Source organism: Corynebacterium sphenisci DSM 44792 (assembly GCF_001941505.1).
GTDB lineage: Bacteria > Actinomycetota > Actinomycetes > Mycobacteriales > Mycobacteriaceae > Corynebacterium > Corynebacterium sphenisci.
Genome location: NZ_CP009248.1, coordinates 1,739,933 through 1,763,193, shown reverse-complemented (window position 1 = coordinate 1,763,193; position 23,261 = coordinate 1,739,933). Strand labels below are relative to the sequence as shown.

17 protein-coding genes are annotated in these 23,261 nt (G+C 73.8%); 6 read left to right on the top strand and 11 right to left on the bottom strand.

Features of this window, described 5'->3' with window-relative positions; translation table 11 throughout:
- Nucleotides 1-131 precede the first annotated feature (131 nt).
- A complete protein-coding gene (metE, locus tag CSPHI_RS07975; protein WP_075692338.1) occupies nucleotides 132-2,462 on the top strand; it encodes a 5-methyltetrahydropteroyltriglutamate--homocysteine S-methyltransferase in 2,331 nt (776 codons plus the stop codon).
- A 61-nt stretch (nucleotides 2,463-2,523) separates the two neighbouring features.
- Here the strand turns inward: metE and CSPHI_RS07970 are convergent, their stop codons facing one another.
- The 3 genes from CSPHI_RS07970 to CSPHI_RS07960 all read right to left on the bottom strand — a co-directional run bounded on the left by CSPHI_RS07970 (nucleotide 2,524) and on the right by CSPHI_RS07960 (nucleotide 5,838).
- Nucleotides 2,524-3,051, bottom strand: a complete 528-nt coding sequence (locus CSPHI_RS07970; protein WP_169840403.1) for an NADPH-dependent FMN reductase — start codon at nucleotides 3,049-3,051, stop codon at nucleotides 2,524-2,526.
- A gap of 103 nt (nucleotides 3,052-3,154) precedes the next feature.
- On the bottom strand, nucleotides 3,155-4,462 hold the full coding sequence (gene glsA / locus CSPHI_RS07965; RefSeq protein ID WP_075692335.1) for a glutaminase A: 1,308 nt from the start codon (nucleotides 4,460-4,462) through the stop codon (nucleotides 3,155-3,157).
- A 53-nt stretch (nucleotides 4,463-4,515) separates the two neighbouring features.
- A complete protein-coding gene (locus CSPHI_RS07960) occupies nucleotides 4,516-5,838 on the bottom strand; it encodes an MFS transporter (protein WP_075692333.1) in 1,323 nt (440 codons plus the stop codon).
- Between the two features lie 129 nt (nucleotides 5,839-5,967).
- Here CSPHI_RS07960 and CSPHI_RS07955 point away from each other — a divergent pair, with 129 nt between their 5' ends.
- The 3 genes from CSPHI_RS07955 (at nucleotide 5,968) to CSPHI_RS07945 (ending at nucleotide 8,853) form a co-directional block, all read left to right on the top strand.
- Nucleotides 5,968-6,687 (top strand): LppP/LprE family lipoprotein, encoded by a 720-nt coding sequence (locus CSPHI_RS07955; protein ID WP_157118509.1) that lies wholly within the window; start codon nucleotides 5,968-5,970, stop codon nucleotides 6,685-6,687.
- A gap of 70 nt (nucleotides 6,688-6,757) precedes the next feature.
- The gene (thrC, locus tag CSPHI_RS07950; RefSeq protein ID WP_075692330.1) at nucleotides 6,758-8,203 is read left to right on the top strand and encodes a threonine synthase; all 1,446 of its coding nucleotides are present in this window, start codon (nucleotides 6,758-6,760) and stop codon (nucleotides 8,201-8,203) included.
- Between the two features lie 5 nt (nucleotides 8,204-8,208).
- The gene (locus CSPHI_RS07945) at nucleotides 8,209-8,853 is read left to right on the top strand and encodes a DNA-3-methyladenine glycosylase I (protein WP_075692328.1); all 645 of its coding nucleotides are present in this window, start codon (nucleotides 8,209-8,211) and stop codon (nucleotides 8,851-8,853) included.
- 28 nt (nucleotides 8,854-8,881) lie between these two features.
- Here CSPHI_RS07945 and CSPHI_RS12685 read toward each other — a convergent pair whose 3' ends face one another.
- From CSPHI_RS12685 to CSPHI_RS07930, 3 genes are all read right to left on the bottom strand, one after another.
- Nucleotides 8,882-9,430 carry a neocarzinostatin apoprotein domain-containing protein gene (locus tag CSPHI_RS12685; RefSeq protein WP_075692326.1) on the bottom strand — a complete coding sequence of 183 codons (549 nt, stop codon included), beginning with the start codon at nucleotides 9,428-9,430 and terminating at the stop codon, nucleotides 8,882-8,884.
- Between the two features lie 95 nt (nucleotides 9,431-9,525).
- Nucleotides 9,526-11,793 carry a neocarzinostatin apoprotein domain-containing protein gene (locus tag CSPHI_RS07935; RefSeq protein ID WP_075692324.1) on the bottom strand — a complete coding sequence of 756 codons (2,268 nt, stop codon included), beginning with the start codon at nucleotides 11,791-11,793 and terminating at the stop codon, nucleotides 9,526-9,528.
- 154 nt (nucleotides 11,794-11,947) lie between these two features.
- On the bottom strand, nucleotides 11,948-12,541 hold the full coding sequence (locus CSPHI_RS07930; protein WP_075692322.1) for a hypothetical protein: 594 nt from the start codon (nucleotides 12,539-12,541) through the stop codon (nucleotides 11,948-11,950).
- A gap of 145 nt (nucleotides 12,542-12,686) precedes the next feature.
- Here CSPHI_RS07930 and CSPHI_RS07925 point away from each other — a divergent pair, with 145 nt between their 5' ends.
- Nucleotides 12,687-14,006 (top strand): MFS transporter, encoded by a 1,320-nt coding sequence (locus CSPHI_RS07925; RefSeq protein ID WP_075692320.1) that lies wholly within the window; start codon nucleotides 12,687-12,689, stop codon nucleotides 14,004-14,006.
- Between the two features lie 85 nt (nucleotides 14,007-14,091).
- Here the strand turns inward: CSPHI_RS07925 and glnA (CSPHI_RS07920) are convergent, their stop codons facing one another.
- The 5 genes from glnA (CSPHI_RS07920) to glnA (CSPHI_RS07900) all read right to left on the bottom strand — a co-directional run bounded on the left by glnA (CSPHI_RS07920) (nucleotide 14,092) and on the right by glnA (CSPHI_RS07900) (nucleotide 22,332).
- Nucleotides 14,092-15,528 carry a type I glutamate--ammonia ligase gene (gene glnA, locus CSPHI_RS07920; RefSeq protein ID WP_075692318.1) on the bottom strand — a complete coding sequence of 479 codons (1,437 nt, stop codon included), beginning with the start codon at nucleotides 15,526-15,528 and terminating at the stop codon, nucleotides 14,092-14,094.
- 102 nt (nucleotides 15,529-15,630) lie between these two features.
- Nucleotides 15,631-16,788, bottom strand: coding sequence for an ornithine cyclodeaminase family protein (locus CSPHI_RS07915; protein ID WP_075692316.1), 1,158 nt, complete (start codon nucleotides 16,786-16,788; stop codon nucleotides 15,631-15,633).
- 383 nt (nucleotides 16,789-17,171) lie between these two features.
- Complete coding sequence (glnA, locus tag CSPHI_RS07910) at nucleotides 17,172-18,608, bottom strand: type I glutamate--ammonia ligase (RefSeq protein ID WP_075692314.1); 1,437 nt, start codon at nucleotides 18,606-18,608, stop codon at nucleotides 17,172-17,174.
- A gap of 250 nt (nucleotides 18,609-18,858) precedes the next feature.
- Nucleotides 18,859-20,550 (bottom strand): thiamine pyrophosphate-binding protein, encoded by a 1,692-nt coding sequence (locus CSPHI_RS07905; RefSeq protein WP_075692312.1) that lies wholly within the window; start codon nucleotides 20,548-20,550, stop codon nucleotides 18,859-18,861.
- A gap of 345 nt (nucleotides 20,551-20,895) precedes the next feature.
- Nucleotides 20,896-22,332 (bottom strand): type I glutamate--ammonia ligase, encoded by a 1,437-nt coding sequence (gene glnA / locus CSPHI_RS07900; RefSeq protein WP_075692310.1) that lies wholly within the window; start codon nucleotides 22,330-22,332, stop codon nucleotides 20,896-20,898.
- 295 nt (nucleotides 22,333-22,627) lie between these two features.
- On the opposite strand from glnA (CSPHI_RS07900), the gene CSPHI_RS07895 reads away from it, so the two are divergent.
- Entirely contained in the window at nucleotides 22,628-23,146 is a 519-nt protein-coding gene (locus CSPHI_RS07895) for an RDD family protein (RefSeq protein ID WP_075692308.1), read from the top strand.
- Nucleotides 23,147-23,261 lie beyond the last annotated feature (115 nt).

Sequence of the window (23,261 nt, the reverse complement as noted above, 5' to 3'; positions counted from 1 at the left end):
CCGGCGAATCGCGCCCGCGCGCGCCCGCCCCCGGATGACGTGGGGCGGGTGCCCCGCGGGCGGGCCACGAGTCCCCGGCGACGTCCCCCATGGGCGGGATGGCCTCGTCATCGAACAAGGAAATGGGGACCATGACCACCACGACATCCACCACCGCGCCCGCCTTCGCCGCCACGGTGCCGGGCCTGCCCCGGATCGGCCCGGACCGGGAGCTCAAGCGCGTCATCGAGGCGCACTGGGCCGGCCGCGCCGAGGCCGGGGAGGTGCTCGCCGTGCGGGATCGGCTGCGCCGGGACGCCCGCGACCGGCTCCTCGCCGCCGGGCTCGACTCGGTGCCGGTCGGCGTGCACTCGCTCTACGACCAGGTGCTCGACGCCGCCGCCCTGTTCGGCATGCACGCGCCGCGGCATCTGCTCGACGCCGCCGGGGAACCGCGCGACGTCCTGGCCGCCTACTTCGCCGCCGCCCGCGGCACCGCCGAGGCCGCGCCGCTGGAGATGACCAAGTGGTTCGACACGAACTACCACCACCTGGTGCCGGAGCTCAGCGAGGCGACCAGCCTCACCCTGCACGATGAGGCGCTGCTGGCGGAGGTGCGCGAGGCCGTCGCCGCCGGCGCCCCGGCCCGGCCGGTGCTGATCGGCCCGCTGACCCTGCTGCGGGCGGCCAAGCCCGCCGCCGGCGCCGCCGCCGGCTTCGACCCGCTGGACAAGCTGGAGGAGCTGCTGCCGCACTACCGCACCCTGCTCGCCCGGCTGCGCGTCGCCGGCGCCGACTGGGTGCAGATCGACGAGCCCGCCCTGGTCACCGATCTCGGCGAGGCGGAGCTCGACGCCGCCCGGCGGGCCCTGGCCGCCCTCGGCGAGACCCCGGATCGGCCCGCGATCCTGGTGCAGACCTACTTCGGCGACCCCGGCCCGGCCCTGGACCTGCTCGCCGCCGCCCCGGTGGAGGCGGTGGGCCTGGACCTGGTCGCCGGGGGCGTCCCGGAGCGGCTGCCCGCCGGATTCGCGGACAAGACCCTCCTCACCGGGATCGTCGACGGCCGCAACGTGTGGCGCGCCGATCTCGACGCCGCCCTGGCCACCCTGCGCGCGCTGGCCCCCCAGGTGGGGCATCTGGCCGTGGGCACCTCCTGCTCCCTGCTGCACGTGCCCTACGGCCTGGCCGCGGAAACCGCGCTCGCCGAACGCGATCCCGAGCTGGTCGCCCGGCTGGCCTTCGCCGAGGAGAAGATCACCGAGGTCGCCGCCCTGGCCACCGCCCTGGCCGCGGCGGACCCGGAGCGGGCCATCGCCGGGGCGCTGGCCGCCTCCCGGCGGGCGGCCCGGCTCACCGCCGAGGACCCCCGGCTGCACCGGGCCGCGGTGCGCGAGCGGGTCGCCGCCGTCGACGAGGCCGACCTGGCCCGCGCCCCCTACCCGGAGCGCGCCGCCGCGCAGGCGGCGGCCACCGCGCTGCCGCCGCTGCCGACCACCACCATCGGCTCCTTCCCGCAGACCGCCCAGCTGCGCGCCGCCCGGGCGCGGCTGCGCGCCGGCGAGATCGACGAGGCCGCCTACCGGGAGCGGATGCGCGAGGAGGTCCGCGAGGTGATCGCCCTGCAGGAGGACCTCGGCCTGGACGTGCTGGTGCACGGGGAGCCGGAGCGCAACGACATGGTGCAGTACTTCGCCGAGCAGCTCGACGGCTACGCCGCCACCGCCGCCGGCTGGGTGCAGTCCTACGGCACCCGCTGCGTGCGCCCGCCGATCCTCTTCGGCGACGTCGCCCGGCCGCGGCCGATGACCGTGGACTGGGCCCGCTTCGCCGCCTCGCTCACCGACCGGCCGGTCAAGGGCATGCTCACCGGGCCGGTGACCATGCTCGCTTGGTCCTTCGTCCGGGAGGACATCCCGGCCGCGGACACCGCCGCCCAGGTGGCGCTGGCGATCCGCGACGAGGTCGCCGACCTGGAGGCCGCCGGGCTGGCCATCATCCAGGTCGACGAGCCGGCGCTGCGCGAGCTGCTGCCCCCGCGGGCCGCGGATCGGCCCGCCTACCTGGACTGGTCGGTGCGCGCCTTCCGGCTGGCCACCGCCGGCGCCGCGCCGGCCACCGCCATCCACACGCACATGTGCTACTCGGAGTTCGGGGAGCTCATCGACTCCATCGCCGCCCTGGACGCCGACGTCACCTCCATCGAGGCGGCCCGGTCCACCATGGGCATCGTCGCCGACCTGGACCGCGCCGGCTTCGCCCTGGGCATCGGGCCGGGCATCTACGACATCCACTCCCCGCGGGTGCCCGGGGTGGAGGAGCTCGCCGAGTCGCTGCGCCGCGCCGCCGCGGCGGTGCCCGCGGACCGGCTGTGGGTGAACCCGGACTGCGGGCTGAAGACCCGGCGCCCGGAGGAGTGCGTCCCGGCGCTGCGCAACATGGTCGCCGCGGCGCGGCGGGTGCGCGCCGAACTCGCCGGCTGAGCCGCCCCGCGCTCCGCGCCCGGCCGAGCGGCCGGGGCGCGGGGCGCGGCCCCCGGGGGCCTCAGCCCCGTTCGGCGAGCAGCGCGTCGACCAGGCCGTGCAGCCGGTCCGCGAAATCCCCGGCCGGGGTGAAGGACCCGCCGTCGGGGTAGTCGGTGGCCAGGTTCACGGTCACCGCCGGCTGCACCACCCGCATGCCCAGGTTGGCGGTGATGTCGCGCCAATGCGAGATGGCGCGCACCGCCCCGTTGAAGGCGTAGCCGACGAAGCCCACCGGCTTGGCCCGCCACTCCGCCCACAGCAGGTCCACCGCGTTCTTCATCGCCGCCGGGGGCGCCGCGTTGTACTCGGGGGTGACGAAGATGAAGGCCTCGCAGGGCGCCACCGCCGCCGCCCAGCGCGCGGTGGCCGGGTCCGCGTAGCGGCCGTCGGCGTGCGCCGGCAGCACCGGATCCGCCAGCAGGCCCAGATCGAAATCCGCCACCCGCAGATCCGCGACCTCGACATCGGCCCGCCCGGCCAGCGCGGCGACCACCGCGTCGCCGATCGCCGCCCCCCGGTTGCCGCCGCGGGTGCTGCCCGTGATCACGCCGATCCTCAACTCCACTCACCCTCCATGCCGGTGCGCCGATGATGCCGTCCCGGGCCATGCCGCCGCGGGACCCGGATCAGGGTAGCCGCGGCCGGGTCGCTCAACTGGACCGGGTGGAGCGGTACTCGCGCACCGTGGCCGCGTCCACCCAGGTGACCTGCGGATGCCGGTCGTGCTCGAGCAGTTCGGCCGGGTCGTGCACGAAGACCCGCACCTCCCCGGAGATCCGGTCCAGCAGCCGGTGGATGTGCGCCGCGGCGACCGCGCCGATGGAGCGGACCTCCACCAGATCCAGGAACAGGGAGCGGTGCCGCTCCGCGTCGTAGATCACCTCCCGGTCGATGGACTCGTAGGAGGTGAAGTCGATGTCGCCGTAGAGGCGCAGCAGGGTGGTGTCGCGCACCCCGTCATCGTCGAAGTCCACCACCGCCCGGTTGCGCAGCGCCCCGGTGGGCCGGCCGGTGATGCGCATCATGTGCAGGCCCAGCTCGGCGGAGGCGGTGCGGAAGAACCGGGCCCCGCGCACCGAGGTGCCCACCTCGTCCAGCCGCGGGGAGAAGGCCACGATCGCCAGCTGGCCGGGGATCACCCCGAGGATGCCCCCGGAGACCCCGGATTTCGCGGGGATGCCCACGGTGTTCATCCAGGACCCGGCGGAGTCGTACATGCCGCAGGTGCTCATCACGGACAGCACCCACTGCACCGTCTCCGCGCGCAGCACCCGCTCCCCGGTGGCCGGGTGGATCCCGCCGGCGGCCAGGGTCGCCCCGATCATCGCCAGATCCCGGACGGTGACCCGGATCGAGCACTGCCGGCAGTAGCCCTCGTAGACGTGCCGGGGGTTGCCCTCGATGGTGCCCGCCGAGCGCAGCAGGTTCGCGATCGCCAGATTGCGGTAGCCGGTGGCGGCCTCGTCGGCGAAGAGCTCCTCGTCCACGGTGAGCCGGCGGCCGGCCAGGCGGGAGAGCCCGTCGAGCACCAGCTCATCGGGGTCCGCGGCGGAGCAGTCCAGGATCCGGTCGTGCAGCAGCCCGTGCACGGCCAGCGCCCCGGCGTTGATCATGGGGTTCACCGGCCGGCCGCCGGGGGAGAGCGAGATGGAGTTGAAGGAGTCCCCGGAGGGCTCCACGCCCACCCGGCGCAGCACCGCGGCCAGGCCCAGCTCCTCGATCGCCAGCCCGTAGACCAGGGGCTTGGACATGGACTGGATGGTGAACTCGTGATCGGCGTCGCCGAAGGCGTAGAGATCGCCGTCCGGGGTGATCGCCGCGGTGGCGTAGAGGGCCGGGTCCACCGCGGCGAGGCCGCCGATGTAGTCGGCGTTGGCGCCCTCGTCACCGGGTCGGCAGCGCTCGGTGATCTCGGCGAGGGTGTCCCGGAAGGGCGAGGAGATGGTGCGCTCGGACATGGCCATCGACCCTACTCGGCGCCGTCGCGCGCCCCGGGGCGGGGGAGCGGCGCTCACCCGGGGCGCCCACCGGTGGGGCGCCCGCCGGCGGGGCGCACCGGCCGGGGCCGGCGCGGGGCGAGATCCGCCCGGGAGGTCACCGCCAGCCCGATCATGCCCACGGCCCACACCGCGGCCATGGCCAGGAAGGCGAGCCGGAAATCCGCCCAGCCGTAGGCGCCGTCGGGGGCGGCGGCGTCCAGGGCCAGCCCGATGCCCTGGGCGGCGGCCATGGTGGCCAGGAACCCGCCCATGTTCGCCAGCCCGGTGCCGGCGGCGAGCACCCGCCGGTCCACCCGTTCGCGCACCGTGTCGAAGCCGGTGTTCGCCACCGGGGTGCACACCGCCACGAGCACCGCCAGGGCGGTGGCCGCGGCCGGGCCGCGGGGCTCGGCCGGGGCGAGGAACCAGGTCCAGGCGGCGGCGATGATGAGCCCGCCGGCCAGCGCCGCGGCCGGCCGGCGGGCGCCCAGTCGGGCGGAGAGCAGCCCCACCGCCGGCCCGGCGGCGATGGTCGCCACGGTGAACCAGACCAGCACCCGGCCCGCGGCGGCCGGGGTCATGCCCTGGCCCAGGGTCATCAGCGGCATCCCCCACAGCAGGGTGAACACGCCCATGGAGAGCAGCCCGGTGAAGTGGGTGAAGAAGCCCTGCCAGCAGGCGGGGTGGCGCAGCACCGCGCCCAGCGCCGCCCGCGGGCCCGGCCCCGGCCCCGCGGCCGCGCCCGCCGCGGCGGCGTCCCCGGGGGCGTCGCGCACCGCCAGCCAGGCCAGCAGCGCCACCAGCGCGCCGGCGGCGGCCAGGGCGGTGAAGGCCGGGGTCCAGCCGGGGCCGTGCAGCAGCGCCAGGAAGGGCACCGCGGAGAGGAACTGCCCGGCCTGGCCGAGCGCCGAGGTCAGCTGGGTGAACAGCGGGGTGCGCCGCATGTCGAACCAGGTCGGCAGCAGCCGCATCACCGAGAGGAAGGCCCCGGCGTCGCCGGCGCCGACCAGCACCCGGGCGGCCACCGCCGCCGGGTAGCCGGCGGTGGCCGCCAGCACCAGCTGGCCGGCGGCCATCACCAGGGCCCCGCCGACCAGGCTGCGCCGGGCGCCCCAGCGGTCGATGAGCATCCCGGCGGGGATCTGCGCCGCCGCGTACACGCCGACCTGCACCGCGGTGAACACCGCCAGCCGGGAGGCGTCCACCCCGAAGCGGTCGATCGCGTCGACCCCGGCAACCCCGAAGGAGGTCCGGCCCAGGATCGCCACCACGTACACCGCGGTCGCCGCCGCCCACACCGCCACCGCGCGGCGCGGATCCGGCCGGCGCGATGCGGTGGGGCGGGTGCGGTTCATCGGGGGCGCTCCTGCGGGCGGGTCGGCGGCGGGGATCGGGACCGCCACAGGCTACCCCCGCGGGGCGGCGCCCCGGCGCGGGCGGCCGCCCCGGCGGTACGCTCGCCGCCGAGGAGAAAGGTGATCGACATGCACGACGCCGTCCGGCCGTCCCCGATCCCCCCGACCGGCCCCCGCCCGCGCCGCGGCCGGATCGCGTTCGCCGCCATCGCCGCCGCGGCGCTGCTCGCCAGCTGCGCCGGCGGCGAACCCGGCGCCGGCCCCGGCGACCGGGGCGCGGCCACCGCGGGCACCGCCGCCCCGGCCGGCGGCGACCACGACGCCGACGCCGACCGGCCCGATCCCACCGCGGGCGCCGGCCCCCGGGACGCCGCGACCACCGCGACCACCACGAGCACCGTCCCGCGCCCCGGCCGCGGCGCCGGCGGCGACGGCGAGGGGATCCTCGCCTGCGAGGGCACCGCCGCGGAGGCCGTCGCCGCGCACATCGACTCCATCGATCCCCCGGGGGCCGGGCAGCGCTGGGAGTTCGACGGCGAATCCAACTACGAGATCTGCGGGCCGCTGACCTACGCGCTGCTGGTGCAGCAGCCCCAGGGCAGCGCCCAGTTCGGCACCAGGCTGATGTTCTTCCACCACGGCCGCTACCTCGGCGTGGACACCCTCAACCCGCAGCAGGCGATGCACGTCGCCGGCGACGGGGAGGTCGTCCAGGTGCGCTACAAGGACTGGCGGGCGCTCAACGAGGCCGGTGAGCCCCATGTCATGGCCCCGCACCACTACCAGGACGTGGAGTACCGTTGGGACGGGGCGCGGGTCGCCCACCGGGGCACCATCCCGGACAACTGAGCCACCGCCCCGCCGGGGCCGCCGGCCCGGCGGGCCGGGGCGGCGGCGGCGACCTTGTACCCTGTGTGCCGTGGACTACATCTCGACGCGTGACCCCCAGGCGACCCCGGCGGCCTTCTCCGACATCCTGCTCGGCGGGCTCGCCCCCGACGGCGGCCTGTACCTGCCCGCCGCCTACCCCCGCGTCGACGCGGCCGACCTGGCCCGCTGGCGCAGGGTGCTCGCCGAATCCGGCTACGCCGAGCTGGCCTTCGAGGTGCTCTCCCTCTTCGTCGACGACATCCCCGCCGAGGACCTGCGCGCCATCGTGCACCGGGCCTACCGCACCCCGGTGTTCTCCGACCCGCAGATCGTGCCGGTGAGCGAACTGGAGGACGGGCTGCACATCGGGCACCTGTCCATGGGCCCGACCGCGGCCTTCAAGGACATGGCCATGCAGCTGCTCGGGGAGCTCTTCGAGTACGAGCTGGGCCGCCGCGGGGAGACCCTGAACATCCTCGGCGCCACCTCCGGGGACACCGGCTCCTCGGCGGAGTACGCGATGCGCGGGCGCACCGGGATCCGGGTGTTCATGCTCACCCCCGCCGGCCGGATGACCCCCTTCCAGCAGGCCCAGATGTTCGGCCTGGACGACCCGAACATCTTCAACATCGCCCTGGACGGGGTCTTCGACGACTGCCAGGACGTGGTCAAGGCGGTCTCCGCGGACGCCGGGTTCAAGGCGGCCCGCCGGATCGGCGCGGTGAACTCCATCAACTGGGCGCGGCTGATGGCCCAGGTGGTCTACTACGTCTCCTGCTGGATCCGGGTCACCGAGGATGACGCCGAGCGGGTGTCCTTCGCCGTGCCCACCGGCAACTTCGGCGACATCTGCGCCGGGCACATCGCCAAGTCCATGGGGGTGCCCATCGACCGGCTGATCGTGGCCACCAACGAGAACGACGTGCTCGACGAGTTCTTCCGCACCGGCGACTACCGGGTGCGCACCGCCGCGGAGACCGAGGCGACCTCCTCGCCCTCGATGGACATCTCCCGGGCCTCGAACTTCGAGCGCTTCGTCTTCGACCTGCTGGGCCGGGACGCCGACCGGACCGCCGAGCTCTTCGGGCGCCGGGTCCGCGAGGGCGGGTTCTCCCTGGCCGACGACCCCTCCTTCGCCGATGCCGCGGGCCGCTTCGGCTTCCTCTCCGGCCGATCCACGCACGCCGACCGGGTCGCCGTGATCGCCGATCTGCACTCCCGGCTGGGCGTGCTGGTGGACCCGCACACCGCCGACGGCATCCACGTCGCCCGGGGCCTGCGGGATCGGGTGGCCACCCCGATCGTCTGCCTGGAGACCGCGCTGCCGGTGAAGTTCGCGGACACCATCCGGGAGGCCACCGGGGCGGACCCGGAGGTGCCGGAGCGCTTCGCCGGGGTGATGGACGCCGGCCGGCACGTCACCGACCTGCCCAATGACGCCGAGGCGGTCAAGGCCTTCATCGCCGAGTCCATCGACGCCACCGAGGTGCGCTGAGCCCGGTGCCCGCCCCGGATCCGCGCGGCGGCCCGGTCCGCGGGCCCGACGGGCTGCTCCGGCCGCCCTGGGCGGCGGCCGATCCGCTGCTGCGCGACTACTACGACCGGGAGTGGGGGATGCCGGTGCGCGATGAGCGGGGCGTCTTCGAGCGGCTGAGCCTGGAGGCCTTCCAGTCGGGGCTGTCCTGGGCGACCATCCTGCGCAAGCGGGAGGCCTTCCGCGCCGCCTTCGCCGGCTTCGACCCGGCGGCGGTCGCCGCCTTCGGGCGGGCCGACGTGGCGCGGCTCCTCGACGATGCGGCGATTGTGCGCAACCGCGCCAAAATCGAGGCGACCATCGGCAATGCCGCGGCGACGCTGCGGCTGCGCGGGCGCGGCGGCCTGGCGGGCCTGGTGTGGTCGCACCGGCCCGCGGCGACCCCGGCGCCGCGCACCATGGCGGAGGTGCCCACCCGCTCCGCGGAGTCGGCGGCGCTGGCCCGCGAGCTCAAGGCCGCGGGCTTCCGCTTCGTCGGGCCGACCACCATGTTCGCCCTGATGGAGGCGATCGGGGTGGTGGACACCAACCTGGTGGGCACCCATCGCCGCGGTGCCTCCGGGGTATGGCCGGCCGGCGCGGGCGCGGGCCCCGGCGGGGCGGGGGAGTAGCCCCGCCCCGCCCGGTGCGGGCGCGGCCCTACTCGGCGAAGGTCAGCGGCACATCGGCGACGTCGACGAAGCCGTTGGCGTGATCGCCGAAGACCTTCAGGGTGCACTCCTCGGCGGCGCAGTCGATGTCGGTGCCGTCCTCGCTCCGCCCGGTGCGGGTGACCGTGAGCTCGTCGGTGACGTGGCCGTCCTCGGGGATGGTGCCGTCCTCGTACTTGTTGGTGATCCACAGCTGGGTGCCGCCGGCGTCGCGGTCGCCGATGCACACCGGCACCGGGCCCTGCTTCTCGCCGGTGCACACCGCCACGTAGTAGCCCATCTCCGGGTCGGCGCCGGTGATGTCGATGGCCACCCGCTGGCCGTCCTGGAGATCCGTGGCGGGGTCGACGGTGACCGTCACCGAGCCGTCCTCGCTGGTGGCGGTCCCGGCGGCGTCGCCGGTGGCTGCCTCGGTGGTGATCTCGGCGCTGGCGCCGGCGTCGATGCCGGCGGAGTCGTCGTCGGAGCAGGCGCCGAGGGCCAGGGCGGCGGCGGCGAGCCCGGCGAGGCCGGCGCGGGTGATGATGGTGCGGTGCATGGGGGTTCCTCCTGTGCGGTTGTGGGGGTATGCGGCCGGCCCGCCCCGGGTGGGGCGGGCCGGCGGCGCCTCGCGCGGGGCGCGGGGCGGGGGTGCTACGCGGCGGGTTGCTCGCGGTCCTTCTTGCGCCGGGCGGCGCCGATCAGGAACACGACGATCCCGCCGAGGATGAAGCCGAGCAGGCCGAAGCCGAAGTAGCCGAGGCCGCTGGACTTGGCGGTGCGGTCGACGTCGGCGTCGGCGGCGTCATCGGAGCCGACCATGCCGGCCTTGTCCTTGCCGTCGGTGCCCTCCTTGTCGGCCTTGTCCTTCTCCTCCTCGGCGGCCTTGCGGGCCTCCTCCTTCTCCTTCTCGCTGCCGGAGACGGTGATGTCGGTGGCGGTGTCCTGGCTGCGGTCGGAGGACCCGTGCGCGGCGAAGGTGAAGATGGCGCACTGGTTGTCGATGCAGTTGCCGGAGGGGAACACCGGGGAGATGTCCAGGGTGGTGGACCAGGACCCGTCGGAGCCCATCTCGGAGGCCCGGATGAACTCCACGGCACCGAAGACGGAGGCGTCGACGTGGGAGAACTTGGACTTCTCGGCGACGCCGACGTAGATGCCGGGGCCGTCGGTGGAGAAGCCGGAGCCGGAGACGGTCACCGGGGTGGAGCCCTTCGCGGCGATGGTGGTCGGCGAGGCGGTCACCGACAGCGAGCCGTTCGAGGAGGACGCGGAGTCGGCGTCATCGTCGGAGTCGGCGTCGGAGCCGGCGGCGGCGTAGTTGCCGCCGCTGGTGCCGCCCGAGCCGGCCTTGGCCTCGGGGGTCTCGCCGGCGGCGCCGGGGGCGACGCCGCCGGTGAAGCCCACCGGGGTGGCGGTGTCCTGGCTGCGGTCCGAGGACCCGTGCGCGGCGAAGGTGAAGATGGAGCAGCGCTGCGTCAGGCAGTTGGTGGAGCCGAACTTCGCCTGCACCGGCAGGGAGACGGTGAAGGAGCCGTCGGAGCTCATCCGGCCGTTCTTCTCCGCGACCCAGATGGTGTCCGGGCCGAAGGCGTCCTGGTTGGTGGGGGAGAAGTTGTCGTTGGCGGCGATGCCGACGTAGATGCCGGGCTCGCCGGTCTTGAAGCCGCTGCCGCTGACCGTGACGGTGTCCCCGGCCGGATTCAGCCCGGTGGTCGGGGTGGCCGAGACGGAGACCCCGGAGGAGTTCGACGCGGTGCCGGTGCCGGAGGCGCCGGAGGTGCCGGAGTCACCGGAGGCGTTCGAGTCGGTGCCGGTGCCCGCGCCGGAGTCGGTGCCCTTGCCCGAGTCGGTGCCGCCGGTGCCGGTGCCGGCCGCGCCGGCGGCGAACTTCACGGGGGTGGAGGTGTCCTGGCTGCGGTCCGGGGAACCGTGCGCGGCGAAGGTGTAGACGGCGCATTCGACCTTGGTGCAGTCGGTGTCGTTGAACTTGGCCTGCACCGGCAGGTCGATCGCGAAGGAGCCGTCCTCCTTCAGCTTGTTGTTGTTCCGGGCCACCCAGACGGTGCCCGGGGCGAAGGCGTCCCGGTTGATCGGGCTGAACTTCGCCACGTCGACCAGGCCGACGTAGACGCCGTTGCCGGAGGTCTTGAAACCGCGGCCGACGACCCGCACGGTGTCCCCGGCGGGCTTGAGCCCGCTGACCGGGCTGACCGTGACGGTCGCCCCGGAGGAGGACTTCGAGGTCGCCGAGTCGCCGCCGCCGGTGGCGGCCGGGCCGGAATTGCCCTTGCCGGAATCGCCCTTGCCGGCGTCGCCCGTGCCGGCGGCCCCGGCGGCGGGCTTGACGCCCGCGGCGAAGGAGATCGGCTTCCACACGTCCTGCGTGCGGTCCACCAGGTTCGGGAAGGCGGTGAAGGAGCCGACGTAACAGTCGGTCTTCCGGCAGTCCACCTCGCCGAAGACCACGTTGACCGGCAGCTTCGCGGTGAAGGAGCCGGACTCGTCCGGGGTGACCTTCACGGCCTCGCCGTAGGTCTGCGGGAAGCCGACCTTGGGCTTCTCGATGGTCTGCGCGATGTACACCCCGTCATCGGGGCGGTAGCCGGTGCCGGTGATGGTGATCGTCTCCCCATCGGCCAGGCCGGTGGACTTCGACAGATCCATGGCCGGCTCCCCGGACTTCTTCCCGCCGGGCAGCCCGGGGATGGGCAGATTCGGGATGTCCGAGGGCCCGGGGGTCAGCGACCCCGAGGGGAGGTCGGGCAGCTTGTCGGTGATGTTCGGCAGCGCGGAGCTGCCCGAGGGCGCATCCTGGGCGGCGGCGGATCCGGCGAGCAGCGGCAGCCCGGCGCCGGCGAGCGCGATGGCTCCGGCGACGGCGATGGCGCGCAGTCGGATCCCCTGGGGGCGACGATTCATATGGGGAACGCTTCTCTCGTTGTGGTAATGCGACGGAACAGTCCTCAGGCAAGCCTAAAGGATTGATGGCGTTTGCGAAAGACCAGGTGCCCGCGGGATGTCGGATGATTACGGGTGAGGAATCTTCATCCCCCGCGGCGGGCCCGGTCGGCGGTCACCGGCCCCGGGCGATCCGGCGCATCTCGGCGCGGATCCCGGCCAGCTCCCGCCGGATCCGGGTCGGTTCCCCCTCGCCGATGAGCGCCCCGGCGCCGATCGCGGAGTCGAGCTCCAGGGTCTCCTCGTGCCCGCGGCCGTCATGGCCGCGGTAGCGGATGCGGATCCGCCGGCGGCCCGGGGCGCCCTCGTGCGGTGCCGCGGCGCCGGCGTCCGCCGGGTGCGGGGGCCGCAGCGGCACCCGCAGCCGCTGCCCCGGGGCCCAGGTGCCGAAGGTGGTGCGCGCCAGCGCGCTCGCGGTCAGCGCCCCGGGGCCCTGCCCCGCGGTCGGCCCCGGCGGGGGGCCGGGCAGCGGCGGCTCGAAGCTGATCCGCACATCGTGGGCGATGGTCCGGCCGATGTTCTGCACCGAAATCCCCTGCGGCGCCCCGCCCCCGGCCGGGAACTCGTATTCGGCGATCATCATCGGCCGGTTGACCTGCCGCTGCTCCTCCCGTGCGGCGCGCAGCTGGCCGAGCGCGACCAGCGCCGCGCCCAGGGTGATCACCGCGGTGGCCACCGCGGCGATCGCGGTCACCCAGTCCGGGGTCATGGCGCCTCCTCGATGCATCGGATCCGCCCCCGATCCTGCCCGGGCGCCGCCCCAGGTTGCGGGCGGGTGAAATCGGCGTGTCGCTTCGGTGGCCGCCCCCGGTTTCACCCCCCGGGGGTGGGTGAGGCTCTGCTACCTTGCCCCCATGCTGACCCGCACGGAACGCCTCGACGGCCTGCCCTTCACCGGAAAACACCGCCGGCTGCTGCTCGGATCGGGGGTCGGCTGGGCCCTGGACGCGATGGACGTGGGGCTCATCTCCTTCGTGATGGCGGCGCTGGCGGTGCAGTGGAACCTCTCCACCACACAGCTGTCCTGGCTGGGCTCGGTGGGCTTCATCGGGATGGCCCTGGGCGCCGCCCTCGGCGGGCTGCTCGCCGACCGGATCGGGCGCCGCCAGGTGTTCGCGCTGACCCTGCTGGTCTACGGCATCGCCACCGGCGCCTCCGCCCTGGCCGCCGGGGTGGGCGCGCTGATGGCGCTGCGCTTCGTGGTGGGCCTGGGCCTGGGCGCGGAGCTGCCGGTGGCCTCCACCCTGGTCGCCGAGTTCGCGCCGAAGCGGATCCGGGGCCGGGTGCTGGTCATCCTGGAGGCCTTCTGGGCGCTGGGCTGGCTGCTCGCCGCGCTCATCGGCTACCTCATCATCCCCGCCGGGGCGGACGGCTGGCGCTGGGCGCTGGCCCTGGGGGTGGTGCCGGCGGCCTACGCCATCTACGTGCGGGCGCGGCTGCCGGAGTCGGTGCGCTTCCTGGAGACCCGGGGCCGGGCCGACGAGGCCGAGGCGATCGTCGCCGAGTTCGAGGCCGCCGCGGGCCGCACCGCGCGGCCCGCCGCCGACCGGGCCGCGCCGCCGGCGGCGCCGGAGGGGGCCCGCGGCGAGGGCGAGTCGATCTGGTCGGCCCGGCTGCGGGCGCGCACCGCGGCGCTGTGGGCGGTGTGGTTCTGCATCAACTTCTCCTACTACGGGGCCTTCATCTGGCTGCCCAGCCTGCTCGTGGACCGCGGTTTCGACCTGGTCCGCTCCTTCGGCTACACCCTGGTCATCACCCTGGCCCAGCTGCCCGGCTACGCCCTGGCCGCCTGGCTCATCGAGCGCTGGGGGCGCCGGGTGACCCTGGCGGCCTTCCTCGCCGGCTCCGCGGTGGCCGCCGCCGCCTTCGGCTTCTCCGGGGACGTGTGGCAGGTCATCGCCGCCGGCTGCGCGCTGTCCTTCTTCAACCTGGGCGCCTGGGGCGCGCTGTACGCGATCGGCCCGGAGCTCTACCCCACCGCCACCCGCGGCTCCGGCACCGGGTCGGCCGCGGCCTTCGGGCGGCTGGCCTCGATCGCCGCGCCGCTGGTGGTGCCGCTGCTGCTGCCCGGGGGCCAGGGCCTGGTCTTCGGGGTCTTCGCCGCGGCCTTCGTGCTCGCCGCCGCGGCGGCGTTCACCCTGCCCGAGCGCACCGGCGCCGCCCTGGAGGCCTGAGCCCCGCCCGCGTGAGGGCGGACGGCCCCGGCCCCCGCGGGATGCGGGGGCCGGGGCCGTGGGCCGCGCGGGGCGCGCGCGGCGGTCAGCAGTCGTAGTAGAGCTCGAACTCCTGGGTGGTCGGGCGCAGCCGGGCGGGCACGATCTCCTCGTCGAACTTGTGCCGGATATGGGCCTCGATGAGGTCCTCGGTGAACACGTCCCCGGCGACCAGGAACTCGTGGTCGTCCTCCAGGGCGTGCAGCGCCGCCTCCAGGGAGGTGGGCACCGTGGGGATGCCCTTGGCCTCCTCGGGGGGCAGTTCGTAGAGGTCCTTGTCCACCGGCGCGGGCGGCTCGATGCGGTTGCGGATCCCGTCCAGGCCGGCCATGAGCATCGCGGTGAAGCCCAGGTAGGGGTTGCCGGAGGCGTCCGGGGCGCGGAACTCGATCCGCTTGGCCTTCGGGTTCGGCCCGGTCAGCGGGATCCGGATCGCCGCGGAGCGGTTCTGCTGGGAGTACACCAGGTTGATCGGGGCCTCGAACCCGGGCACCAGGCGGTGGTAGGAGTTCAGGGTCGGGTTGGTGAAGGCCAGCACCGCCCCGGCGTGCTCCAGGATCCCGCCGATGTAGAACCGGGCGAGGTCCGACAGGCCCCCGTAGCCGCCCTCGTCGTGGAAGAGCGGTTCGCCGTCCTTCCACAGCGACTGGTGCACGTGCATCCCGGAGCCGCCGTCGCCGGCCAGGGGCTTGGGCATGAAGGTCGCGGAGCGGCCGTTGCGCTTGGCCACGTTCTTCACGATGTACTTGAAGGTCTGCAGGTCATCGGCGGCGTGCAGCAGGGTGTTGAACTTGTAGTTGACCTCCTGCTGGCCGCCGGAGCCCATCTCGTGGTGGGCGCGCTCCACGGTGAAGCCGATGGAGTCCAGGGTCTCGCCGATCTCGTCGCGCAGGTGCTCCAGGTGGTCGTAGGGGGCCACCGGGAAGTAGCCGCCCTTGGTGCGCACCTTGTGCCCCAGGTTGCGGGAGCCGTCCGGGTTGTACTCCTTCCCGGAGTTCCACCAGCCCTCCACGGAGTCGACCTCGTGGAAGGAGCGGTTGGAGGTGGTGTCGTAGCGGACCTTGTCGAAGATGTAGAACTCCGCCTCGGAGCCGAGGAAGCAGGTGTCCGCGATCCCGGTGGACGCGAGGTACTTCTCCGCCTTCAGCGCGATGTTGCGCGGGTCCCGGGAGAAGGGCTCGGTGGTGTGCGGGTCCTGCACGAAGAACATCATGTTCAGCGTCGGCGACTCCCGGAAGGGGTCGACGTAGGCGGTGGAGATGTCCGGCACCAGGTTCATGTCGGAGTTGTCCACCGAGGTGTAGCCGCTGATCGAGGAGCCGTCGAAGGCGAGCCCGTCGATCATGGCCTCCTCGTCGAACTGGTGCGCGGGGATGGACAGGTGCTGCATCACCCCCGGCACATCGGTGAAGCGGACGTCGACCCAGCGGATCCCCCGGTCCCTGATGAACGACACGATGTCAGACGGGCTTTCGAAAGCCACGGTAAATCAATCCCTGATTCAGATGGTGCTTGGTTGGGTATTCGGTTGTCCGGGTCCGGGCGGGGCCGCCCGGGCGCCGGGGGCGCGGGTCGCGGCGGCCGCTCAGGCCAGCCGCGGGGTCTCCCAGAGGTTCAGGGTGGTGCCGATGCCCCGCTCCTTCGCCGCATGGTAGAGGTCGGTGGCCCAGGCGACGTCCTCCACCGGCATGCCGCCGATGGAGTAGCAGAAGATCTGCTCGTCGTTCTCGCGCCCGGGGGCGCGGCCGGCGGCGATGTCGCCGATGTTGACGATCCGCTCCTCGGGGAGGGTGCCCTCCTCCTTCATATCCCACCAGCGGTTGCCGGGGATGCCCAGCAGCCGCTCGTAGGTGACGCCGGGGCCGTTCTCGTGGAACCACTCCTGGTACAGGCCGCGGTAGTCGACCACCAGGTTGGCCTCCTCGGAGGTGACGAAGTCGTCGTCGAGGCGGGCGGCGGCCGGCATCAGCAGCAGCGCGCCGGGCTTGATCCACTCCCGCCGGAAATGCGGGAAGCCCTCCGGGCCGTCCGGGGAGGTGGAGGTGCCGGCGATGACGATGTCGGAGCCCTCGATCGCCTCGCGCTCGCTGTCCACCACGCGCACCTCGGTCAGCTGCGGGTAGGTCTCGCGGATCCAGGCCACGGCCTTCTCCGTGGACCGGCGCGAGCGGCCCTTGACCTTCACGGTGCGGATGCCGGGGCGCTGGGACAGCGCCGAGCCGAGGATGGTGCGGCTCATCACGCCGGGGCCGATGATGCCCACGGTCTCGGCCTCGGCGAGGGCGAGGTGCTTGACGCCCACGCCGGGCACCGCGCCGGTGCGGTAGGCGGAGAGCAGGTTGGCGCTCATGATGGCCAGGGGCGCGCCGGTGGTGGCGTCGTTGAGCACGAAGACGTGGATGGAGCGCGGCAGATCGTGCTCGCGGTTCTCCGCGTTGGAGCCGTACCACTTCACCCCGGCGGTGCCGAAGCGGCCGCCGAGGTAGGCCGGCATGGCCATGAAGCGCCGGTCCGGGCCGTCCGCGGGCATCCTGGGATGCTCGGGGTCGGCGGGGAAGTTGATCTGCGCGCCATGGGAGTTCGCCGAGGCGCCGGCCATCCGGAAGTCGCCCTCGGCGAGCAGGATCAGCGTCTCCTCCATGCACTCGACGCATTTCGCGGCGTCGTCGACGCCGGCGGCGAGCATGTCCTCCTCGTCCAGGTAGAGGAAGTCGATGCGGGGGTTATCTGGAAAACCGGTCATGGGGTGGTGTGCCCAGCCTTTCCGGGGTTCACGCGACGGGGACTGCCTCCGCCGCGCGACCGCGCCCGGTGGTGGGGCGGGCCGCGGCGCCGGGGTGGCCTCCGGGGGGTTCCAGGTACCCGTCCACCCCCGAGCGGGCGAGGGCGGACCGTCACTGTGTTCGCTTGTCTCATAGGCGGGACTGAAAATCCCGCCGAAGAAACATATTACAGGCCGCGGGGGAGGGTGCATCGCCTGCACCATGGGCTGCGGGGCGGGTCCTGCGGGCTAACACCGCTGCTCTGGGCGGTCCGGGAGCGCCCGGCGGGACGTGATCGCGCCGCACCGCGGCCCGCCGGGGCGGGTCGCGGTGCGGCGCGATGACGGTGGAGGAGGGTCCGGGGCTAGACGTCGTAGTAGAGCTCGAACTCCTGGGGGGTGGGCCGCAGCCGGGCCGGGGCGATCTCGTTGTCGTGCTTGTAGGCCAGGTAGGTCTCCAGCAGATCCGGGGTGAACACGTCGCCCTCCTGCAGGAACTCGTTGTCCTCCGCGAGGGCGGCGAGGGCGGCCTCCAGGGAGGTCGGCGCCTGCGGGATGTTCGCGGCCTCCTCCGGGGGCAGCTCGTAGAGGTCCTTGTCCACCGGGGCATCGGGCTCGATCCGGTTGCGGATCCCGTCGAGGCCGGCCATCATCATGGCCGCGAAGGCGAAGTACGGGTTCGCCGAGGGGTCCGGGGCCCGGAATTCCAGGCGCTTGGCCTTGGGGTTGGAGCCGGTGATCGGGATGCGCACCGCCGCGGAGCGGTTGCGCTGGGAGTACACCAGGTTGATCGGGGCCTCGAACCCGGGCACCAGGCGGTGGTAGGAGTTCAGGGTCGGGTTGGTGAAGGCCAGCACCGCCCCGGCGTGCGCGAGGATGCCGCCGATGTAGAAGCGGGCGATGTCCGACAGGCCGCCGTAGCCGGCCTCATCGTGGAAGAGCGGCTCACCGCCGGCCCACAGGGACTGGTGGGCGTGCATCCCGGAGCCGTTGTCCCCGGCCAGGGGCTTGGGCATGAAGGTGGCGGACTTGCCGGCGCGCCAGGCGACGTTCTTCACGATGTACTTGAAGGACTGCAGGTCGTCGGCGGCGTGCAGCAGGGTGTTGAACTTGTAGTTGATCTCCTGCTGGCCGCCGGTGCCGACCTCGTGGTGGGCGCGCTCCAGCTCGAACCCGGCGGCGGCCAGGTTCAGGCACATCTCGTCGCGCAGGTCCTGGTAGTGGTCGTAGGGCGCGGTGGGGAAGTAGCCGCCCTTGACCCGGGTCTTGTAGCCGAGGTTGGCCGACCCGTCGGGGTTGGCCTCGGCCCCGCGGTTCCACCAGCCCTCCACGGAGTCCACCCGGTAGAAGCCCTCGTTCATGCCGGTGGCGAAGCGGACGTTGTCGAAGAGGTAGAACTCGGCCTCGGCGCCGAAGAAGCAGGTGTCCGCGATGCCGGTGGAGACCAGGTACTCCTCGGCCTTGCGGGCCACGTTGCGCGGATCCCGGCTGAAGGGCTCCAGGGTGAAGGGATCGTGCACGAAGAACTTGATGTTCAGGGTCTTCGCGGTGCGGAAGGGGTCGATCCGGGCGGTGTCCAGGTCCGGCAGCAGGGCCATGTCGGACTCGTCGATGGAGGTGAACCCGCGCACCGAGGAGCCGTCGAAGGCGAGCCCCTCGGTCATCGCGTCGGCGTCGAAGGCCGAGGCGGGGATGGTGACGTGCTGCTCGGTGCCGGGGACGTCGGTGAAGCGGACGTCGACGAATTCGACGCCCTCGTCCCGGATGAGCTGCTCGATGGTTTCGGGTGAGGTGGTGCCCACGATGACTCCTAGATGGTTGGCTGGCTTCGGGCCGCCCCGGGAGGGGCCGGCCGCAGGCGCCCCTGCCGGTCACGAACCTGCGGCCGGCGCCCGTGGCGTCCACGGTCCGGGGGGTACCCGATCCGGGGACGTCGCCGACGTTAGGTACCCGGTGTTTCCCGTCCCGTTCCCCCGTGTTGCCGCCAGGTAACCATCGCGACGCCCCCGGGGGGCCGCCGCGTGGGCCCGCCGCGGGGCCCCTCGGGGCCGGCTACTGGCGCTTGAGCACCTCGGCGATGAAGTCGGCGACGACCTCCCGGGAGATCTTCACGTCCACCACGGTGACCCCCTCCGGTGCGGCGAGGGCGGCCTCCGCGGCCGGCCAGTCCGCCGGATCGGCCACGGTCACCCCGCGGGCGCCGAGGGCGCGGCCCAGGGCGGCGAAGTCCACGTCCTCGATCAGCATCGAGGCGGTGTGCAGGCCCTCGGCGGCGTACTGGTGCAGCTCCGCGCCGTAGGCGGCGTCGTTGAGCACCACCACCGCGCCATGGCGCACGGTGCGCAGGAAGGAGTCCAGGTCGGCCAGCGCCATCAGCCCGCCGCCGTCGCCGGTGACCAGCACCGTCGCCGCCCCCGGGCGGGCCGCGGCGGCGCCCACCGCGGAGCCGAAGCCCAGGCCGATGGACTGCACCGCGGTGCCCACCAGCACCTGGCCATGCGGATCGGTGGCGGTGAGGTGCTTGGGCACCCAGCCCAGGAAGTGCCCGCCGTCGGTGACCACGGTGCGCTCCGCCGGCAGCGCCGCGTCGATCCGGCGCAGCGCCGCCCGCGGGTCGATCCGGCCGTCCGCGCCGGTTTCCGCGAACAGCTCCGGGGTGGCCGCGCGGTCCTCGGCCGGCCCGAGCGCGCCGAGCTCCTCGCGCCAGGTCGCCGCGGGCCCGGGCAGCCCGGCCAGGGCCTCCAGCAGCGCCGGCAGCAGGTCGCGCAGATCGGCGAGCACCAGCTCGTCGACCGGCCGGGCCGCCGGATGCGCTTCGTCGACGACCTGGATGACGTGCGCCGCCGGGTCCAGCAGCCGGCCGCCGCGGACCTGGAAGGCGTTGTGCGAGGCGCCGAGGCTCAGCACCACGTCGGCGGCCCGGGTGAGTCCCAGGCGGGAGGCGTGCGCGAATCCGCCGGCGGTACCCAGGCACCAGGGCCCGCCGAGGACGTTGGCGGCCATCGCGGTGTGCATGTGCAGCGCGCCGAGCCGCTCGGCCAGGGCGGCGACCGCCCCGGCGGTGCCGGAGTCGACCACCCCGCGCCCGGCGATGATGAGCGGCCGGGCCGCGCCGGCCAGGCGCCGGGCCAGGGCGGCCACCACCGCCGGCTCGGGTGCGGCCGGGGCGGGGGCTGCCACCGGGTTGGCCGGCGCCGCAGCGGCGCCGGCCCCGGCGGGGGCGGTCTGCGCGTCGAAGGGCACCTCGAGCACCACCGGGGTGCGCGAGGCGGCCGCCTCGGCGAAGGCGGCGGCGGCCTCGGCGCCCGCGCGCCCGGGGGCCGCGGTGCGCCGGGGCACGCCCAGGGCGTCCACCAGCCCGGCCTGGTCCAGGTCGAAGGGGCGGGGCGCGGTCGGGGCGGCGCCGGTGACCAGCACCAGCGGGATCCGGGCCTTCGCGGCCTCGGCCAGGGCGGTGAGCGTGTTGGTGAACCCGGCCCCGCAGGTGGTGGTGGCCACCGCGATCCCGCCGCCGGCGCGGTGGAAGGCGTCCGCGGCGGCGACCGTGGCGCTCTCGTGGCGCACCGCGGTGTAGGGGAAGCCGCGGCGGGTCAGCGAGGAGACGATATGGGAGTTGGCGTTGCCGACCAGGCCGAAGACGTGATCGGCGTGGACGGCGATCGCGTCGGCCACCACCTGGGAGACGGTGGGCTCGTGCAGGTCGGGTTCCACGAGGGGATCGGCGAGGTGCTGGGCGAGGGTCATGGGGGTCCTTCGGTGGTGCGTGGCGCGGTGCGCCGGGGGCGCCCGCGCGGCGCCGGCGGCCGGGCCGGCCGCCGGCGCGGGGTGGTCGGGGAATGTATCGCCCCGGAAGTGACCCATGCTACATCCACGCACCCCCGGAATGGGGCGGGTGGCGGATCGCCGAGGGAAAAACGGGGGGACGCGGGGGTGGTCCGATGGTGGGGGAACCGGGAATCCGCCGGAACCCCGGGGTGGGATCGCCCGCCCGGGCATCCGGGCGGCGCCCCCCCGGGGACACGGCCGGCCGCCCGGCCCCATGCGGGGCCGGGCGGCCGGTGGTGCGGCGGGGACGCTGCCCGCCGGGCGCTACACGTCGTAGTAGAGCTCGAACTCCTGGGGGGTGGGCCGCAGCCGCACCGGGGCGATTTCGTTGTCGTACTTGTACGCGATGTAGGTCTCGATCAGGTCCTCGGTGAACACATCGCCCTCGAGCAGGAACTCGTGATCGGCCTCCAGGGCGGCCAGCGCGGCCTCCAGGGAGGTCGGCGCCTGCGGGATGCTGGCGGCCTCCTCGGGGGGCAGCTCGTAGAGATCCTTGTCCACCGGCGCGTCCGGCTCGATCCGGTTGCGGATGCCGTCGAGGCCGGCCATCATCATCGCCGCGAAGCCCAGGTAGGGGTTGCCCGAGGGATCCGGGGCGCGGAACTCGATCCGCTTCGCCTTGGGGTTGGAGCCGGTGATCGGGATGCGCACCGCCGCGGAGCGGTTGCGCTGCGAGTACACCAGGTTGATCGGCGCCTCGAAGCCCTTCACCAGCCGGTGGTAGGAGTTCAGCGTCGGGTTGGTGAAGGCCAGCACCGCCCCGGCATGCGCCAGGATGCCGCCGATGTAGAACCTGGCGATGTCGGAGAGCCCCCCGTAGCCCGACTCGTCGTGGAAGAGCGGCTCGCCGTCCTTCCACAGCGACATGTGCGCGTGCATCCCGGAGCCGTTGTCCCCGGCCAGGGGCTTGGGCATGAAGGTGGCGGACTTGCCCGCCCGCCAGGCGACGTTCTTCACGATGTACTTGAAGGACTGCAGATCATCGGCGGCGTGCAGCATGGAGTTGAACTTGTAGTTGATCTCCATCTGCCCGCCGGTGCCCACCTCGTGGTGGGCGCGCTCCAGCTCGAAGCCGGCCGCGGCGAGCTCCCTGCACATCTCGTCGCGCAGGTCCTGGTAGTGGTCGTAGGGCGCGGTGGGGAAGTAGCCGCCCTTGACCCGGGTCTTGTAGCCCAGGTTCGCCGAGCCGTCCGGATTGGCCTCCTTGCCCCGGTTCCACCAGCCCTCCACGGAATCCACCTCGTAGTGGCCGCCGTTGATGCCGGTGGCGAAGCGCACCGAGTCGAAGACGTAGAACTCCGCCTCCGCGCCGAAGAAGCAGGTGTCCGCGATCCCGGTGGACACGAGGTACTCCTCGGCCTTGCGGGCGACGTTGCGCGGATCCCGGCTGAACGGCTCCAGGGTGAAGGGGTCATGCACGAAGAAGCGGATGTTCAGGGTTTTCGCGGTGCGGAAGGGGTCCAGCCGCGCCGTGGCGAGATCCGGCAGCAGGGTCATATCGGATTCGTCGATGGTGGTGAAGCCCCGGATCGACGAGCCGTCGAAGGCGAGCCCGTCCTCCATGGCGTCGACGTCGAAGGCCGAGGCGGGGATGGTGACGTGCTGCTCGGTGCCGGGGACGTCGGTGAAGCGGACGTCGACGAACTCGACGGCCTCGTCCTCGATGAACTTGACCACGTCCTCGGGGGAGGTGAAAGCCACGGTGCATGCTCCTTGTGGGGGTTGAGTCCCCGGCGGGGCTCGGACAGGGGGTGCAGGGGCGCCCCGCCGGTCGACCGGGTGGGCGTCGACGTCCGCACCGCCGGCGCGCCGCGCGGGCGCCCCGCCGGGCGGGGCGGGGTGCCCGTGCGATCGCGGGAGCATGCGGCCGGGTTGACCCACGGCCATGCACACCAGCATAACCAATGGCCCCCGGCGCCGCGGCCCCGTCACGGCGGCGGTGGCGGCCGGCCCCGGCCCGGTTCGGGGCCGCCGCCGCGGCGGCTATGCTGACCGCATGGCCGAGAAGCACAACTGGCTGGAGGGCCCCCAGGTCCCCGGCCAATACGAAGACCCCGAGAACCTCTCCGAGTACCCCGGGCAGAACCTGGGCCTGGAGCGCACCGGCTCCGGCTCCCAGGCCAGCCTGGGCCGCCGGGTCGGGGCGCTGGCCATCGACTGGCTGGTCTCGATGATGCTGACCACCCTGGTCTACCCCTTCTTCGGCCCCGACCAGTCCCAGATGGAGCAGTACGGCGACCCCTTCATCGCCTGGCAGTCCTTCTCCGCCACCTGGACCTTCATCATCTTCCTCATCGTGGGCACGGTGTCGGTGTGGCTCTTCGCGCGCACCCCGGGCCATGCGGTGCTCGGCATGGGCGTGGCCCGGATCGACAAGCCCGACCAGCGGGTCGGCCTGTGGCGGGCCTTCGTGCGCAGCTTCCTCACCCTGCTGCTGCTGCCGCCGATCATCCAGGACTCGGATCTGCGCGGTATGCACGACCGGGCCACCGGCACCGCCGTGATCCGCGCCTGAGCCCGCCGGGGTTGACGCCCCGGGGGTGGGCGCCTACGCTTCCGGATCAACAAGACCCGCCCAGGCTAGTGCGCTCGCGAGAGCGCATCCTCAAATTGGCGGGTTCTTTCATGCC

Excerpts from the sequence above, each read along its gene's own strand:
- metE (WP_075692338.1), top strand. The coding sequence starts at position 132 with ATGACCACCACGACATCCACCACCGCGCCCGCCTTCGCCGCCACGGTG.
- glsA (WP_075692335.1), bottom strand. The coding sequence starts at position 4,462 with ATGTCCGAGCGCACCATCTCCTCGCCCTTCCGGGACACCCTCGCCGAG.
- CSPHI_RS07960 (WP_075692333.1), bottom strand. The coding sequence starts at position 5,838 with ATGAACCGCACCCGCCCCACCGCATCGCGCCGGCCGGATCCGCGCCGC.
- CSPHI_RS07955 (WP_157118509.1), top strand. The coding sequence starts at position 5,968 with ATGCACGACGCCGTCCGGCCGTCCCCGATCCCCCCGACCGGCCCCCGC.
- CSPHI_RS12685 (WP_075692326.1), bottom strand. The coding sequence starts at position 9,430 with ATGCACCGCACCATCATCACCCGCGCCGGCCTCGCCGGGCTCGCCGCC.
- CSPHI_RS07935 (WP_075692324.1), bottom strand. The coding sequence starts at position 11,793 with ATGAATCGTCGCCCCCAGGGGATCCGACTGCGCGCCATCGCCGTCGCC.
- CSPHI_RS07930 (WP_075692322.1), bottom strand. The coding sequence starts at position 12,541 with ATGACCCCGGACTGGGTGACCGCGATCGCCGCGGTGGCCACCGCGGTG.
- CSPHI_RS07925 (WP_075692320.1), top strand. The coding sequence starts at position 12,687 with ATGCTGACCCGCACGGAACGCCTCGACGGCCTGCCCTTCACCGGAAAA.
- CSPHI_RS07915 (WP_075692316.1), bottom strand. The coding sequence starts at position 16,788 with ATGACCGGTTTTCCAGATAACCCCCGCATCGACTTCCTCTACCTGGAC.
- CSPHI_RS07905 (WP_075692312.1), bottom strand. The coding sequence starts at position 20,550 with ATGACCCTCGCCCAGCACCTCGCCGATCCCCTCGTGGAACCCGACCTG.
- CSPHI_RS07895 (WP_075692308.1), top strand. The coding sequence starts at position 22,628 with ATGGCCGAGAAGCACAACTGGCTGGAGGGCCCCCAGGTCCCCGGCCAA.